The 14,820-nt window shown below is 64.2% G+C and carries 15 protein-coding genes; 11 read left to right on the forward strand and 4 right to left on the reverse strand.

Annotated elements, in window-relative coordinates; all coding sequences use genetic code 11:
- Positions 1-54 precede the first annotated feature (54 nt).
- The gene (locus tag BMI85_RS18005) at positions 55-2,070 is read left to right on the forward strand and encodes an NADPH-dependent 2,4-dienoyl-CoA reductase (protein WP_078602263.1); all 2,016 of its coding nucleotides are present in this window, start codon (positions 55-57) and stop codon (positions 2,068-2,070) included.
- A gap of 73 nt (positions 2,071-2,143) precedes the next feature.
- Here the strand turns inward: BMI85_RS18005 and BMI85_RS18010 are convergent, their stop codons facing one another.
- Genes BMI85_RS18010 through gatC form a run of 4 tightly spaced genes read right to left on the reverse strand, consistent with a single transcriptional unit; the run spans position 2,144 to position 5,328 of the window.
- Positions 2,144-2,833 (reverse strand): N-acetylmuramoyl-L-alanine amidase, encoded by a 690-nt coding sequence (locus BMI85_RS18010; RefSeq protein ID WP_246832593.1) that lies wholly within the window; start codon positions 2,831-2,833, stop codon positions 2,144-2,146.
- On the reverse strand, positions 2,830-3,564 hold the full coding sequence (locus BMI85_RS18015; protein ID WP_078602265.1) for a hypothetical protein: 735 nt from the start codon (positions 3,562-3,564) through the stop codon (positions 2,830-2,832). Before BMI85_RS18015 ends, BMI85_RS18010 begins: the two co-directional genes overlap by 4 nt.
- A 1-nt stretch (position 3,565) precedes the next feature.
- Complete coding sequence (gene gatA / locus BMI85_RS18020; RefSeq protein WP_078602266.1) at positions 3,566-5,044, reverse strand: Asp-tRNA(Asn)/Glu-tRNA(Gln) amidotransferase subunit GatA; 1,479 nt, start codon at positions 5,042-5,044, stop codon at positions 3,566-3,568.
- Positions 5,041-5,328 carry an Asp-tRNA(Asn)/Glu-tRNA(Gln) amidotransferase subunit GatC gene (gene gatC / locus BMI85_RS18025; RefSeq protein ID WP_078570776.1) on the reverse strand — a complete coding sequence of 96 codons (288 nt, stop codon included), beginning with the start codon at positions 5,326-5,328 and terminating at the stop codon, positions 5,041-5,043. Before gatC ends, gatA begins: the two co-directional genes overlap by 4 nt.
- A 180-nt stretch (positions 5,329-5,508) precedes the next feature.
- Here gatC and BMI85_RS18030 point away from each other — a divergent pair, with 180 nt between their 5' ends.
- The 10 genes from BMI85_RS18030 to BMI85_RS18075 all read left to right on the forward strand — a co-directional run bounded on the left by BMI85_RS18030 (position 5,509) and on the right by BMI85_RS18075 (position 14,743).
- A complete protein-coding gene (locus BMI85_RS18030; RefSeq protein ID WP_078602267.1) occupies positions 5,509-6,201 on the forward strand; it encodes a metal-dependent hydrolase in 693 nt (230 codons plus the stop codon).
- Positions 6,202-6,288: 87 nt separating this feature from the next.
- Positions 6,289-6,657 (forward strand): MerR family DNA-binding transcriptional regulator, encoded by a 369-nt coding sequence (locus BMI85_RS18035; RefSeq protein WP_078522329.1) that lies wholly within the window; start codon positions 6,289-6,291, stop codon positions 6,655-6,657.
- 239 nt (positions 6,658-6,896) lie between these two features.
- Positions 6,897-7,292: a MerR family DNA-binding transcriptional regulator gene (locus BMI85_RS18040; RefSeq protein WP_078522328.1), complete on the forward strand. Its 396-nt coding sequence runs from the start codon at positions 6,897-6,899 to the stop codon at positions 7,290-7,292.
- Positions 7,293-7,321: 29 nt separating this feature from the next.
- On the forward strand, positions 7,322-9,097 hold the full coding sequence (locus BMI85_RS18045; RefSeq protein ID WP_078602268.1) for an acyl-CoA dehydrogenase C-terminal domain-containing protein: 1,776 nt from the start codon (positions 7,322-7,324) through the stop codon (positions 9,095-9,097).
- A 165-nt stretch (positions 9,098-9,262) separates the two neighbouring features.
- On the forward strand, positions 9,263-9,622 hold the full coding sequence (locus BMI85_RS18050) for a DUF6404 family protein (RefSeq protein ID WP_078522326.1): 360 nt from the start codon (positions 9,263-9,265) through the stop codon (positions 9,620-9,622).
- Positions 9,623-9,734: 112 nt separating this feature from the next.
- On the forward strand, positions 9,735-9,947 hold the full coding sequence (locus BMI85_RS18055; RefSeq protein ID WP_078522325.1) for a hypothetical protein: 213 nt from the start codon (positions 9,735-9,737) through the stop codon (positions 9,945-9,947).
- Positions 9,948-9,963: 16 nt separating this feature from the next.
- Positions 9,964-10,500 (forward strand): hypothetical protein, encoded by a 537-nt coding sequence (locus BMI85_RS18060; protein WP_078602269.1) that lies wholly within the window; start codon positions 9,964-9,966, stop codon positions 10,498-10,500.
- 194 nt (positions 10,501-10,694) lie between these two features.
- On the forward strand, positions 10,695-11,321 hold the full coding sequence (locus tag BMI85_RS18065; protein WP_078602270.1) for a glutathione S-transferase family protein: 627 nt from the start codon (positions 10,695-10,697) through the stop codon (positions 11,319-11,321).
- Positions 11,322-11,330: 9 nt separating this feature from the next.
- Positions 11,331-12,542 carry an acetyl-CoA C-acetyltransferase gene (locus tag BMI85_RS18070; protein WP_078602271.1) on the forward strand — a complete coding sequence of 404 codons (1,212 nt, stop codon included), beginning with the start codon at positions 11,331-11,333 and terminating at the stop codon, positions 12,540-12,542.
- A gap of 11 nt (positions 12,543-12,553) precedes the next feature.
- On the forward strand, positions 12,554-14,743 hold the full coding sequence (locus tag BMI85_RS18075; protein WP_078602272.1) for a 3-hydroxyacyl-CoA dehydrogenase NAD-binding domain-containing protein: 2,190 nt from the start codon (positions 12,554-12,556) through the stop codon (positions 14,741-14,743).
- Positions 14,744-14,820 lie beyond the last annotated feature (77 nt).

The following is a 14,820-nucleotide window of genomic DNA, read 5'->3' on the forward strand; positions in this document are numbered from 1 at the left end:
CGTGACAAGCTTAGCCTTGCGCCGCAGAGTGCGGGCCAAATCAGGGAGGGTTACATGAGCCAATATCCGCATATCTTCACGCCGCTCGATCTGGGCCATGTGACGCTGCCGAACCGCGTGCTGATGGGCTCGATGCACACCAATCTCGAGGAGCGTGGCGACTGGAATGCGGTGGCCGAGTTCTATGCCGAGCGCGCGCGCGGCGGTGTCGCGCTGATGGTGACGGGCGGCATGGCCCCCAATAATGAAGGCGGCGTGTTCCCTGGCGCGGCGGGCCTGTTCACCCCCGAGGATATCGCGCATCACCGCATCATCACTGACCGCGTCCACGAAGCGGGCGGCCGGATCGCGATGCAAATCTTGCACGCCGGGCGCTACGCCTATGGCCCCGATTGCGTGGCCCCGTCGGCCATCAAATCGCCGATCTCGCCTTTCCCGCCGAAAGAGCTCGACGAAGCCGGGATCGAGAAGCAGATCGCCGACATCGCCACCGCCGCCGCGCGCGCCCGCGAGGCGGGCTATGACGGAGTCGAGGTGATGGGCTCCGAGGGCTATTTCCTCAACCAGTTCCTCGTGCGCCACACCAATAAGCGCGAAGACGGTTGGGGCGGCTCGTTCGAGAACCGGATGCGCCTGCCCGTCGAAGTGGTCAAGCGCGTGCGCGAAGCGGTCGGCCCCGATTTCATCGTGATCTTCCGTATCTCGCTGATCGACCTGATCCCCGACGGCTCGACTTGGGAAGAGGTCGTCACGCTCGCCAAAGCCGTCGAGGCGGCGGGCGCCACGATGCTCAACACCGGCATCGGCTGGCACGAGGCGCGGGTGCCGACCATCGTGACGTCGGTGCCGCGCGCGGCCTTCACCTGGCTCACCGGTCGGCTCAAGCCCGAGGTCTCGATCCCGGTCATCACCTCGAACCGGATCAACACGCCGGAAATCGGCGAGAGCGTCCTGGCCGAGGGCTGCGCCGACATGGTGTCGATGGCGCGCCCCTTCCTCGCCGATGCGGATTTCGTGGTGAAGGCGAAAGAGGGCCGCGCCGCCGAGATCGCGCCCTGCATCGCCTGCAACCAGGCCTGCCTGGACCACACGTTCCAGGGCAAGGTCTCGAGCTGCCTCGTGAATCCGCGCGCCGCGCATGAGACCGAGATCGTCATCACGAAAACCGAAGCACCAAAATCCATCGCCGTCGTCGGCGCGGGCCCGGCGGGCCTGTCTGCGGCGATCACCGCAGCCGAGCGCGGCCATGCCGTGACCCTGTTCGACCGCGCCTCGGAACTTGGCGGACAGCTCACCATGGCCCGCGCGATCCCCGGCAAGGAGGAATTCCACGGGCTCACCGACTGGTTCAAGACCATGGTCGAGAAGACCGGCGTGACGGTGAAGCTGGAGACCGACGCCACGCCCGAATTGCTCGCGCCCTTCGACGAGATCATCATCGCGACCGGCGTGCAGCCGCGCGACCCGGAAATCCCGACCGAGGGCGGGCAGGTCGTGACTTATATCGACATCCTCAAGGGCCGCGTCACCGCCGGCAAACGTGTCGCAGTGATCGGCGCGGGCGGCATCGGTTTCGATGTGGCCGAATTCCTGACGGTGACCGACAGCCCGACGCTGGATCTGGAAGAATGGAAGCGCGAATGGGGCGTCGGCGATCCGGCGCAGACACCGGGAGGGCTGACCAAGCCCGAGCCCGAAGCCCCTGCCCGCGAGGTCACCCTGCTGCAGCGCAAGAAGGAAAAGCTCGGCCGCCGCCTCGGCAAGACCACGGGCTGGGTTCATCGCGCGGCGCTGCATATGAAGGACGTGAAAATGATCGGCGGCGTGAATTACGAGAAGATCACTGCCGAGGGGCTGCATGTCACTTTCGGAGAGGCGCGCGAAAATCCGACGTTGATCGAGGCCGATACGGTGGTGCTCTGCGCAGGTCAGCTCTCGGACCGCTCGCTAGCCGATGCGTTGATCGCGGCGGGCCGCACCCCGCATGTGATCGGCGGCGCGGATGTGGCGGCGGAACTCGACGCGAAACGCGCCATCGATCAGGGCACCCGGCTCGCCGCAGCGCTCTGATCACCCTTTCGGCTTGGAAGAAATATCCCGGGGGGCTCGCATCGCGAGCGGGGGCAGCGCCCCCTCATCTTCCTCAGCTGGATCGCCACGCCCCGCCATCCGCGCCGAAGCGCATCGCCAGATCGGCGACCAGTGCCATATCGACCGTATCCAGCGGCCCCTCATGGCGCGGACGGAAGCGCAGGCGGAAAGCGGGCAGGATCGTCGCGAGCGGCGCTTCCGGATAGCCAAGGCTCGAGGCCAGCGCGAGGAAGCTCTCGGGGTCGACCGCGGGAGCCTGTGCCCCACGCTCAGGCCAGATCGCCAAGCCCTGCCGCGCGAGGCGCTGCCAATCGAAACGCGGCCCGGGATCGATCTTGCGCTCGGGCGCGAAATCCGAATGGCCGATGACGTTTTCCGGCGCGATTGCCCAGCGGCGCATGATCTGCGGCAGCAGCGCCTCCAGCGCGGCCATCAGCGGCTCGGGGAACGGACGGTCGCCTTCATTGTCCAACTCGATCCCGATGGAGCGCGAGTTCACATCGCCCAGCCCCTGCCAGCTTCCCAGGCCCGCATGCCAGGCGCGCATCTCCTCCGGAACGAGTTGCTCGACCGAGCCGTCACGCCCGATCAACCAATGCGCGGAGACCTCCGCCTCGGGCAGGCAGAGGCGGGTGCGTGCGGAGTCGCAGGACCGCATCGCGGTGTAATGGATGACGATAAGCTCCGGCACCGCCCCATCGCGGCGCGGGCCGTAATTGGGCGAGGGCCAGTCGGCGCTCACTGACGCGCTTGCTGGAACGGCGTCGGATCCCAACCGCAGGCGAAACCGTCGCCATCGGGATCGAGGTTCAGCCGGTCTTTCTGCGGGCCACCTGCCGAGAGGAAGGCGCGCTGCGCCTGATCGGCGGACGTGTATTTTGCGCAAGCCTTGCTCGCGGAGGTCAGCTTGATGCCCGACCGCTTGTAGACGGAATCACCCGGCCGGTTCGACACCGACAGCGCATAGGCGGCGAGGTTCGGGCCCGAGCTGTCCTGATTGCTGATCGTGTTCTGCGTGACCGGCGCGGTGGCGAGGCTGCTCGACGCGGTGGTGTCGAAGCCCGGCGAGCTGGCCGTGGTGCTCGATCCGGCGGTGCTGTTCGACGCGTCGGTCTGCTGCAGCGCGGCCATCGCATCGGCCCCGATCGCAGCGCCGCTATTGTCGCCGCCATTCGAGCTGGAGGCCGAGGTCGACGGGTCGTCGCCAATGGTGCCGCCCGCGTCGATGGTCGGTGCGGAGAGCGCATTGGTCGTGCCGGGCGTCGCCGTGCCGGTCGCATTCAGCGGCGCGCCGGGTGCGTCGGGGTTCGTCGTGCCGTTGTCGGTCGGCAAGACGCTCTGCGCCGAGGGCGGCACGATGGGCTGGCCGCGCAGTTCGGCCTCGCGACGGGCTTCGGGGCCGCTGTCAGGGATCGAAGAGATACAGCCCGAGAGGGCCAGAACGCCGCCGAGGATCGCGAGTGCCTGTTTCATGTTACCACCATTTCTCCGGTTTGGCTGCGAAGCCCGCCGCCTGTTCGAGGACATGGGCGTGATTCAGCAGATCGCCCTCTTCCCAGGGCCGCCCGATGAGTTGCAGCCCCAGCGGAAGCCCTTTGCTGTCCAGCCTGCACGGCACCGAAACGCCGGGGAGGCCCGCAAGGTTCACCGTCACGGTGAACACATCCTGCATATACATCTCGACCGGATCGGCGCCATCCATCTCGCCCAGCCCGAAAGCGGCCGACGGGGTGGCGGGCGTCAGGATCGAGTCGATGCCCTTCGCGAAGACCTGCTCGAAGTCGCGCTTGATCAACGCGCGGACCTTGCGGGCGCGGTTGTAATAGGCGTCGTAGAAGCCTGCCGACAGCACATAGGTGCCGATCATCACGCGACGCTGGACCTCGGGGCCGAAGCCTTCGGCGCGGGTCTTCTCGTACATGTCGACGATGCCCTCGCCCGCCGCGAGCTTGGCGCGGTGGCCGTAGCGCACGCCATCATAACGCGCGAGGTTCGACGAGGCTTCCGCCGGGGCCACCACGTAATAGGCGGGCAGTGCGTATTTCGTATGCGGAAGCGAGATATCGACGATCTCGGCGCCCGCATCTTTCATCATCGCGATGCCGTCGTCCCAGAGCTTCTGGATCTCGGCGGGCATGCCCTCGATGCGGTATTCCTTCGGGATACCGATCTTCTTGCCGCGAATGTCGCCGGTCAGCGCCGCCTCGAAATCCGGGACCGGAATATCGGCGGAGGTCGAATCCTTCGGATCGTGCGAGCACATCGTGCCCAGCATGATCGCCGCGTCGCGCACCGATTTGGTCATCGGGCCCGCCTGATCGAGCGAGGAGGCGAACGCCACCACGCCCCAGCGCGAGACACGACCATAGGTCGGCTTGATGCCGACGATGCCGGTGAAGGCGGCGGGCTGGCGGATCGAGCCGCCGGTATCGGTGCCGGTCGCGGCAAGGCACAGATCGGCGGCGACAGCAGCAGCGGACCCGCCCGAGGAGCCGCCCGGCGTCAGTTTCCGGTCGTCGATCTTCCACGGGTTCACGGCGGGACCGTAGCACGCGGTCTCGTTCGACGAGCCCATCGCGAATTCGTCCATCGACAGCTTGCCGAGCATCACCGCGCCCGCGTCCCACAGGTTCTGCGTGACGGTGGATTCGTATTCCGGCTTGAACCCGTCGAGGATGTTCGAGGCGGCCTGCGTCGCCACGCCCTTGGTCGCGAAAAGATCCTTGATGCCCAGCGGGATACCGCACATCGCGGGCGCGTCGCCCGACTTGATGCGGGCATCGGCGGCCTTGGCCTGCTCCAGCGCGATCTCGGGGGTCTTGTGCACGTAAGCGTTCAGCGCGCCAGCGCCCTCGATCTCGCTCAGGCAGGACTCGGTCAGTTCGACCGCGGTCACATCGCCCTTTTTCAGCGCGTCGCGCGCGTCGGCAATCGTCAGTTTGTTCAGGCTCATTCGACCACCTTCGGCACGGCAAAGAAGCCCTCGCGGGCATCGGGGGCGTTCTTGAGGATTTTCTCGGGATAACCGCCATCGGTCACCTCGTCGACGCGGCGCTTGAGGCGCATCGGCGTCACGGAGGTCATCGGCTCGACGCCCTCGACGTCGACCTCGCCCAGCTGCTCCATGAAGGTCAGGATGCTCGACAGCTCCTGCGCGAGCTCGGGCAGATGGTCTTCGGGCACCCGGATCCGGGCCAGATGCGCCACTTTGCGGGCGGTGTCGATATCAATGGACATGTGCTTCTCCGCTTGTCTTGGAAGGCGGTTTAGCCCGAGCCACTGGGGCTTTCAAGCGCCGCGCCCCGCATCAGCGGGCCCCTGCCCTGTCACACGCGAATTTGCGCGCTAATCTTGGAACCTGCACAGTGCTGATACGTCACCCTGTCACAATCGAAGTGCCTAACGGAGGAAACCCATATGAAAGTCATTTGGCTCGGCCATTCCGGCTTCCGCATCGAAACCGGCGATGCCGTGATCCTGCTCGACCCGTTCCTGACCGGCTCGCCGGTCTTTCCGGATGACAAGCGCAGCGAAGCGATCAAAGGCGCGACGCATCTGCTGCTGACCCATGGCCACGGCGATCACGCCTCCGATGCGGTGCCGATCGCGAAGGAACTGGGCATTCCGATCTATTGCATTCACGAATTGTCGATCATCCTTGGCGCCGAGGGCGCCGAAACCGTCGGCCTCGGCAAGGGCGGCACAGTCGATGTAGGCGGCGCGAAGGTCACGATGGTCAACGCGACCCATTCGGCCTCGATCGATTACAAGGGCGGCGACCCGGTCTATGCAGGCCAGCCCGCGGGCTTCATGATCGAAGCCGAAGGTCACACGATCTATGTCACCGGCGACACCGACATCATGGCCGACATGGAATGGATGGGCGAACTGCATAATCCCGATATCGGCATTCTTGCCGCGGGCGGCCATTTCACGATGGACATGAAGCGCGCGGCCTGGGCGTCGAAGAAGTATTTCAACTTCAAGACCGTCATTCCCTGCCACTACAAGACTTTCGAAGCGCTGGAGCAATCGGCCCAGCCGCTCATCGACGGCTTGCCCGGCGTGGATGTGATCGAACCCGAGGTGCTCAAAGCGATCGAAATCTGAGCTGCTGCCCGCCGGGCTGCGGGCGGCATTGCTTGCAGCTTGCAGCCCGGCGCGCTAGCTTCTCGCCCGGATCGGGAGGCCGAATAGATGTCAGACTTATTGTCCTTCAAGGAGATGTGCGAGCGGTTCGACGTGACCCCGCGCACGCTGCGCTATTACGAGTATATCGAGCTTCTCAATCCCCAGAAGGAAGGGCGTTCGCGCTATTACGGTCCGCGCGAGGTCGCGCGGATGACGTTGATCCTGCGCGGTCGCCGATTTGGCTTCTCGCTCGAGGAACTGCGCCAGTGGCTGATGATCTACGATCAGCAAGGCACGGAAGAGCAGAACCGCGTCTGGGTCGAACTTGCCGATCGGCAGCTTGACGTATTGACGCAGCAGCGTGAAGAATTGGACGCGGCTATCGACGACCTCCGACAATTGCGTGATCAGGTTCGGGACACACTTGATTCTTGACCCTGAAATGCATTCCTTAACGTCAGCGAGGTCGTGAGAGCGCCTTGTGAGCTTGACGATTATGGCGAGTTTCGAGGAAAGAAACTTGCTTTACCGTACGGTAAAAATTCCCTGACATTACGTCATTGGATTCGTGACGCCACGTTACGGTGACGCGAACGTAAAGAAGTCTTGTAATGTGGCCGCAGGCAGACGATTTGCCGCGTCGCATTACGCAAAGGAAACGCGAGGCAGAGAGTATGACCGACACAGTAATGACGATCCGCGAGATGTGCGACGCCTTCGAGGTGACACCGCGCACCCTGCGGTTCTACGAAAGCAAGGAGTTGCTGTTTCCCATTCGCGAGGGACAGAAGCGGCTGTTTACGCGACGCGATCGCGCCCGGCTGAAACTGATCCTGCGCGGCAAACGTTTCGGGTTTTCGCTGGAGGATATCCGCCAGCTGCTGGACCTCTACGAGATGGGCGACAAGCAGAAGACGCAGCTGAACGAGACGATCAAGCTCGCACAGCAACGTCTGGAGGAAATGACGCGCCAACGCGAGGAACTGGGTCAGGCGATCGACGAACTGGCCGGTCAGATCGAGTGGGCGGAGAAGGAACTGGAGAAGGCGCGCCACGACGACGCGGCCTGATCCGCGAAGACGACTAAAGGGAGCGAACCATGTCGAGCTTTATCGCCAACACCAAGGACATGCAGTTTGTGCTGCATGAGCTGCTCAAAGTCTCGAATTCGGATGTGCCGGGTTACGAGGAAATGGACCGCGACTTCACCGAGGCCGTTCTGGATGCGGCCGGGAAGGTCTCGTCCGAGGTGCTGGCCCCGCTGAACGAGGTGGGCGACAAGGAAGGCTGCGTGCTCGAAAACGGTGTGGTCCGCACGCCCAAAGGTTTCGACAAGGCGTTCGAGGCGATGAAAGAGGGCGGCTGGACCGCGCTCGATTGCGATCCCGAGTTCGGCGGTCAGGGCATGCCCTATCTGCTCAACTGCGCGGTGGGCGAGATGTTCGTCTCGGCCAACATGGCCTTCAACATGTATCAGGGCCTGACCCACGGCGCCTATTCGGCGATCCACACCCACGGCACGGACGAGCAGAAGCAGACCTATCTGCCGAAGATGGTCACCTGCGACTGGACCGGCACGATGAACCTGACGGAGCCCCATTGCGGCACCGATCTGGGTCTCATGCGCACCAAGGCCGAGCCGCAGGACGATGGTTCCTACGCGATCACCGGCACGAAGATCTTCATCTCGGCAGGCGACCACGACCTGTCGGATAACGTGATTCACCTCGTGCTGGCGAAAGCGCCGGGCGGTGGCGAAGGCACCAAGGGCGTGTCGCTCTTCATCGTGCCGAAATTCCTCGTCAACGAGGACGGCTCGCTGGGCGAGCGCAACTCGCTCTCGGTCGGCAAGCTCGAAGAGAAGATGGGCATCCACGGCAACGCGACCTGCGTCATGAACTATGACGGCGCGAAGGGCTGGCTGCTGGGCGATCTCCACAAGGGGATGCGCGCGATGTTCACGATGATGAACGAAGCGCGTCTCGGCGTGGGCCTTCAGGGCTACGCCGTGGCCGAGGCTGCCTATCAGGAAGCCGTGGCTTACGCGAAGGACCGCACGCAGGGTCGCGACGTGACCGGCGTGAAAGCGCCCGAGAAAGCCGCCGATCCGATCATCGTGCACCCGGACGTGCGCCGGATGCTGATGGATCAGAAGAGCTTCGTCGAGGGCGCGCGCGCCTTCACCTTCTGGGGTGCGCATCTGATCGACCGCTCCCATGCGCTCAACGATGCCGAGGCCGAAGGTCTGATCTCGCTGATGACCCCGGTCATCAAGGGCTTCCTGACCGACAAGGGCTTCGAGACTGCCGTCTCCGCGCAGCAGGTCTTCGGTGGCCACGGCTATACCGAGGACTGGCCGATGTCGCAGCATGTGCGCGACGCGCGCATCGCGATGATCTACGAAGGCGCGAACGGCATTCAGGCGCTCGACCTGGTGGGCCGCAAGCTGGCCGCCGACGGTGGCAAGCACGTCATGGCCTTCTTCGAGATGGTCAAAGCCGAGTGCAAATCGCATGACGATGACGAGCGGATGAAGCCCTTCACCGACGCGCTGAAGAACGCCTCCAAGCAGCTTCAGACGGCGGGCATGTTCTTCATGCAAAACGGCATGAAGAACCCGAACGCGGCGCTCTCGGGCAGCTATGACTTCATGCATCTGATGGGGCATGTCTGCCTTGGCCTGATGTGGACGCGGATGGCGAAAGCCGCCTTCACGGCGCTCGACAACGGCGCGACCGATACGTCCTTCTACGAAGGCAAGATCGCGACGGGTCGCTACTACATGGCGCGTCAGCTTCCGGCCTGCGCGATGCACCTCGCGCGGATCGAGACCGGCGCGGACCCGGTCATGGCGCTCGCCGACGACCAGTTCTAAGGCGAACGGATCAAACGAAAATGAACGGTGGGCCTCGGCCCGCCGTTTCAATTTTCAATCACCGCCATGTCAGGCGAAGTGTAGGGCCGGGCAATTGTTTTGCGGCCGTGCGGGTCTACCCTCGGAGTCTCCAACCAGAGACGATTCCCACCGAGTCCCGCCGTCATGTATCTCGACAATGCAGAAACCAACCGCCGTTACGACGCCGCTCTCGCAGAGCTGCGTGCGCGGGGCGTGTTCCGCTCGACCCGGCCGCCAATGGGTGCGCGGGTGCTGCATTGGCTGGGCTTCGAGCCGCGCCCGATTCCCTATCTCGACTGGAAGCAGAACCTGCTGATCTTCGCAGCCGGCTTCGCGGTCGCGCAGCTTCTTGTGGACCACCTGCTGAGCGCGACCGAGGGCATGTCCTTCGCGCCGCATCTGGTGACGCTGGTGATCTCGGCGCTCGCCTTCGGTGCGCTGATGGCGCTGTGGCAGATCCACCGCAAGAACAAGCTCGGGCTGAGCGATTGGGACGACCTCTAGGGGCGATTCCCATGTACGAACCCAAAGCACCGGCGGTCTGGCCAGCGCGCAGGTTTCTTCCTAAGCTGCGCGCAACCTGACGCGCCTTTTCGCGCCATATTGCGGAGCCTGAATGCCCAAACGCCTGCGCCTGACCCGTCGCTTTCCCGTCGCCATGACCAATGACGCCTATCGCAGACTCAACCGCTTCGCGCAGGAGGCGGAAATCACGCCCGACGAGGCGCTGACCTTCCTGTTCGAGCATTTCAACTCCGTCACCCACGAGGAAAATCTCAACCACCGCCTGCGGCTGTTCAAGGCCGAGCTTGGCGAGCGCAAAGCCTGATTTCGAAAGGACATCCATGACCCGCCTGTCTCTCGTTTTCGCTGTCGCGTCCCTTGCCCTCTCGGCCCTGCCTGCGCTCGCGTTCGACGCCGCCGACCGCAACGCGGTCACGCAGGAAGTCGCGGGCTTCACCAAGGCGGTGGACGAGAAGGATTACTCGGTCTTCTTCGACACGGTGCCGCCGAAGATGATGCAGGCGATCGCGGATCAGACGGGCGTCCCGAAAGAGCAGCTCGAAGAGATCATGCGCAAGCAGATCAACGATGCGATGGCCTCGGTGACGATCGACGATTTCGAGATGAACATCGCCGCGATGAAGACCGGAGAGACGTCTTCGGGCCGGGCCTATGCGCAGATCCCGACCTCGACGGTGATGGAGGTGCCCGATATGGGCAAGGTGCGCTCGACCAACACCACGCTGGCGCTGCAGGACGGCGAGGAATGGTATCTGGTGCGCATCGATAGCCCGGCGCAGATCGCGGTCCTGCGCAAGGTCTATCCCGATTTCGAAGGCATCGAGTTTCCCAAAGGCACGATGGAAGCGGTGCGCTAACCGCACCGCGCCGCTCGCTTTTTCCGCGCTTTCCGTTCACGTCCGTTCACCTCTCGCGACGGAACGTCGCCCTCTCCCTCGCGTTGGACGCGACGTCGTGCTGGAATGACGTTGCGGCGAAATGCTCATGAGGGGCTTACGTTCGCGTCACTTAGGGGTCAGATTGGCCCCGTGATCAGGGAGGACCGCAGCGAATGGCGGCACAACTTTATTGCTTCGGAGAGTCTGGCAACGCCTACAAGGCGGCGCTGACGATGGAACTGGCGGGCTACGACTGGGAGCCTGTCTATGTCGATTTCTTCAACGGCGAGGCGCGCAGCGCCGAATATCACGCTCTGAACGAAATGGCCGAAGCACCCGTCTTCAAAGAGGGCGATCTGACCCTGTCGCAATCCTGCGTCATCCAGCTTCATATCGCGGAGCAGACCGGCAAATTCCTCGCCGAGGATCGCAACGAGATGCTGCGCTGGATGTTCTGGGACGCGCAAAAGGGCTCGGGCCAGCAAGGCGGCCTGCGCTTCCTGATGAACTTCCTGCCCGAAGAGAAGCGCCCGCAAGAGGCGATCGGCTGGCTCAAGGGCCGCGTGCTCACCGCGATCAAGACGCTGGAGAAGCATATGGACGGCCGCGACTGGGTCGTCGGCGACCAGCCCAGCTTGGCCGATTTCGCCTGCTGCGGCTACCTCTACTACCCCGAGCCCTTCGGGTTCGACCGCAAGGAATTCCCCAATATCGACCGCTGGCTGGACGGCATCGCCGCCCTGCCCGGTTGGAAACACCCCTATGATTTGATGCCCGGCAATCCTTCCGACCGGGCGTGAGGAGGAACCATGACGGAAGCCTATATCTATGACGCAGCCCGCACCCCGCGGGGCAAGGGCCGCAAGGACGGCTCGTTGCACGAGGTCAGCTCGGTCGCGCTGTCGGCGCGGCTGCTGAACGCGGTGGCCGAGCGTAACAACCTCGAAGGCCACGCGGTCGAGGACGTGATCTGGGGCAACGCGACCCAGGTGATGGAGCAGGGCGGCTGCCTTGCGCGCTCGGCGGTGCTTCTGTCGGCCCTCGACGAGCGCATCCCCGGCCTGTCGATCAACCGCTTCTGCGCGTCGGGCATGGAAGCCGTGAACCTCGCCGCGAACCAGGTACGCGGCGGCGCGGGCATGGGCTATATCGCAGGCGGCGTCGAGATGATGGGCCGCGTCGCGATGGGCTCGGACGGCGCAGCAATCGCCGTGGACCCGTCGCTCGCGATGAAGACCTACTTCGTCCCGCAGGGCATCTCGGCCGATATCATCGCCACCGAATACGGCTTTAGCCGCGAAGACGTCGACGCGCTCGGCGTGGAATCGCAGCGCCGTGCAGCCGAAGCAATCAAGGAAAACCGTTTCGCGAAATCCATCGTGCCGGTGAAGGACCAGAACGGTCTGACCATCCTCGACCACGACGAATTCCCGCGGGCGGGCACCACGATGGAAAGCCTCGGCGGCCTCAAGCCCTCCTTCAAGGAGATGGGCGAGGTGATGCCGGGCTTCGACAAGGTCGCGATGCTGAAATACCCGCATCTCGATCACATCAACCACGTCCACCACGCGGGCAACTCCTCGGGTATCGTGGACGGTGCCGCCGCCGTGCTGATCGGCAACAAGGAATTCGGTGAGGCGCATGGCCTCAAGCCGCGCGCGCGTATCCGCGCCACCGCGAAGATCGGCACCGATCCGACGATCATGCTGACCGGCCCGGTTCCGGTGACCGAGAAGATCCTCGCGGATTCGGGCATGTCGATCTCGGATATCGACCTGTTCGAGGTGAACGAGGCGTTTGCGGCTGTCGTGCTGCGCTTCATGCAGGCCTTCCAGGTCGATGCCGACAAGGTCAACGTCAATGGCGGCGCGATCGCGCTTGGCCACCCGCTCGGCGCCACCGGCGCGATCATCATCGGCACGCTGCTGGACGAGCTGGAACGCCGCGACCTGAACACCGGTCTGGCCACGCTTTGCGTCGCGTCCGGCATGGGCGCCGCGACCATCATCGAGCGCGTGTGAGGGAGGAACAAATGGCTGATTTCAAATACGAACTTGGCAGCGACGGCGTTGCCGTCATCACTTGGGACGTGCCCGAGAAGTCGATGAACGTGATGAGCATGGAGGGCTTCGCGCTCCTCGACAGTTTCATCGACAAGGCGCTGGCGGATGACAAATGCAAAGGTGTCGTCATCACCTCCGGCAAGCCCGATTTCGCGGGCGGCATGGACCTCAACGTCATCGCGCAGATGCGCGAAGGCGGCGCTCAGGCGATCTTCGACGGCGTGATGCAGATGCACCACGTCCTGCGCAAGATCGAGCGTGCCGGCATGGACCCGAAGACCAACAAGGGCGGCAAGCCGATCGCGACCGCGATCCCCGGCACCGCGCTCGGCATCGGTCTGGAACTGCCGCTGTCGACGCACCGCACCTTTGTCGCGGACAATCCGAAGGCGAAGATCGGCCTGCCCGAGATCATGGTCGGCATCTTCCCCGGCGGCGGCGGCACCACCCGTGTCTCGCGCAAGCTCGGTGCGATGGCGGCGGCGCCCTTCCTGCTGGAAGGCAAGCTCTCGGACCCCAAGAAGGCGAAAGCCGCAGGCCTGATCGACGAGGTCGTCGAGGATCCGCTGGCCGCCGCGAAGGAATGGGTGCTGAACGCCAAAGACGCCGATCTGGTGAAACCGTGGGACGCGAAGGGCTTCAAGATGCCCGGCGGCGCGCCCTATCACCCGGCGGGCTTCATGACCTTCGTGGGTGCCTCCGCGATGGTGCATGGCAAGACCGCAGGCGTCTATCCGGCGGCCAAGGCGCTTCTGTCGGCGGTCTATGAAGGCGCGCTCGTGCCCTTCGATCAGGCGATCAAGATCGAGGCGCGCTGGTTCACCAATGTGCTGCTGAACCCGTCGTCGACCTCGATGATCCGCTCGCTCTTCATCAACAAGGGCGCGCTGGAGAAGGGCGCGAACCGTCCCGACGTGTCGGACCAGAAGGTGAAGAAGGTCGGCATCCTCGGCGCAGGCATGATGGGCGCAGGCATTGCCTATGTCTCGGCCAAGGCCGGTATCGAGGTCGTGCTGATCGACAACAGCCAAGAGGCCGCCGATCGCGGGAAATCCTATTCCGAGGGCATCCTCGACAAGGGTATCTCGCGCAAGAAGGTCACCGAAGAGGGCAAGGCCAAGACGCTGGACCTGATCAACGCAACCACGGATTACGCCGCGTTGGAAGGCTGCGACCTGATCGTGGAAGCTGTGTTCGAGGATCCGGGCGTCAAAGCCGAGGTCACCAAGAAGGCCGAAGCCGTGATCCCGCAAGACGCGATCTTCGCGACCAACACCTCGACCCTTCCGATCACCGAACTGGCCAAGGCCAGCGCGCGCCCCGAGCAATTCATCGGCATCCACTTCTTCTCGCCCGTCGACAAGATGATGCTGGTGGAGATCATCAAGGGTGCGCAGACCGGCCCGGTGGCCGTGGCGAAAGCGCTCGATTTCGTGCGCCAGATCCGCAAGACGCCGATCGTCGTCAACGATGCACGCTTCTTCTACGCCAACCGCTGCATCATTCCCTATATCAACGAGGGGATTCGCATGGTGGCCGAGGGGGTGAACCCGACGCTGGTCGAACATGCGGCCACGATGGTCGGCATGCCGTTGGGGCCGCTGCAGCTGGTGGACGAGACCTCGATCGACCTCGGCGTGAAGATCGCGAAGGCCACCAAGGCGGCGATGGGCGATGCCTATCCCGATGAGGCGGTCGATGACGTGCTGTTCTGGATGGCCGACGAAGGCCGGATGGGTCGCAAGTCGAACGCGGGCTTCTACGACTATGACGAGAAGGGCAAACGTCAGGGCCTCTGGGAAGGCCTCGACGCCAAGTTCCCGCGCGCCGACGAGCAGCCCGACGTGCATCACGTCCAGCATCGCCTGCTGATGGCGCAGGTGCTGGAAGCGGTCCGTGCCTTTGAGCAGGGCGTGCTGGAAGACATCCGCGAGGGTGACGTGGGCGCGATCCTCGGCTGGGGCTTCGCCCCGTGGTCGGGTGGCCCGTTCAGCTGGCTCGACATTCTCGGCGCCGGCAAGGCCGTCACGATCTGCGAGGCGCTCACCGCGCAATACGGCCCGCGCTTCGAGGCCCCGGCCCTGCTTCGCGACATCGCAGCCAAGGGCGAGACCTTCTACGGCCGCTACGGCGAAGGTCAGGCCGCGAAAGCCGCCTGATCCGACAACGCCAGAGAAACCAGAACGCCGGGACCGAAAGGCCCCGGCGTTTTTCTATGGCCGGGAGGCACTTCAAC

This window comes from Thioclava sp. DLFJ4-1 (assembly GCF_002020145.1).
GTDB classification, from domain to species: domain Bacteria; phylum Pseudomonadota; class Alphaproteobacteria; order Rhodobacterales; family Rhodobacteraceae; genus Thioclava; species Thioclava sediminum.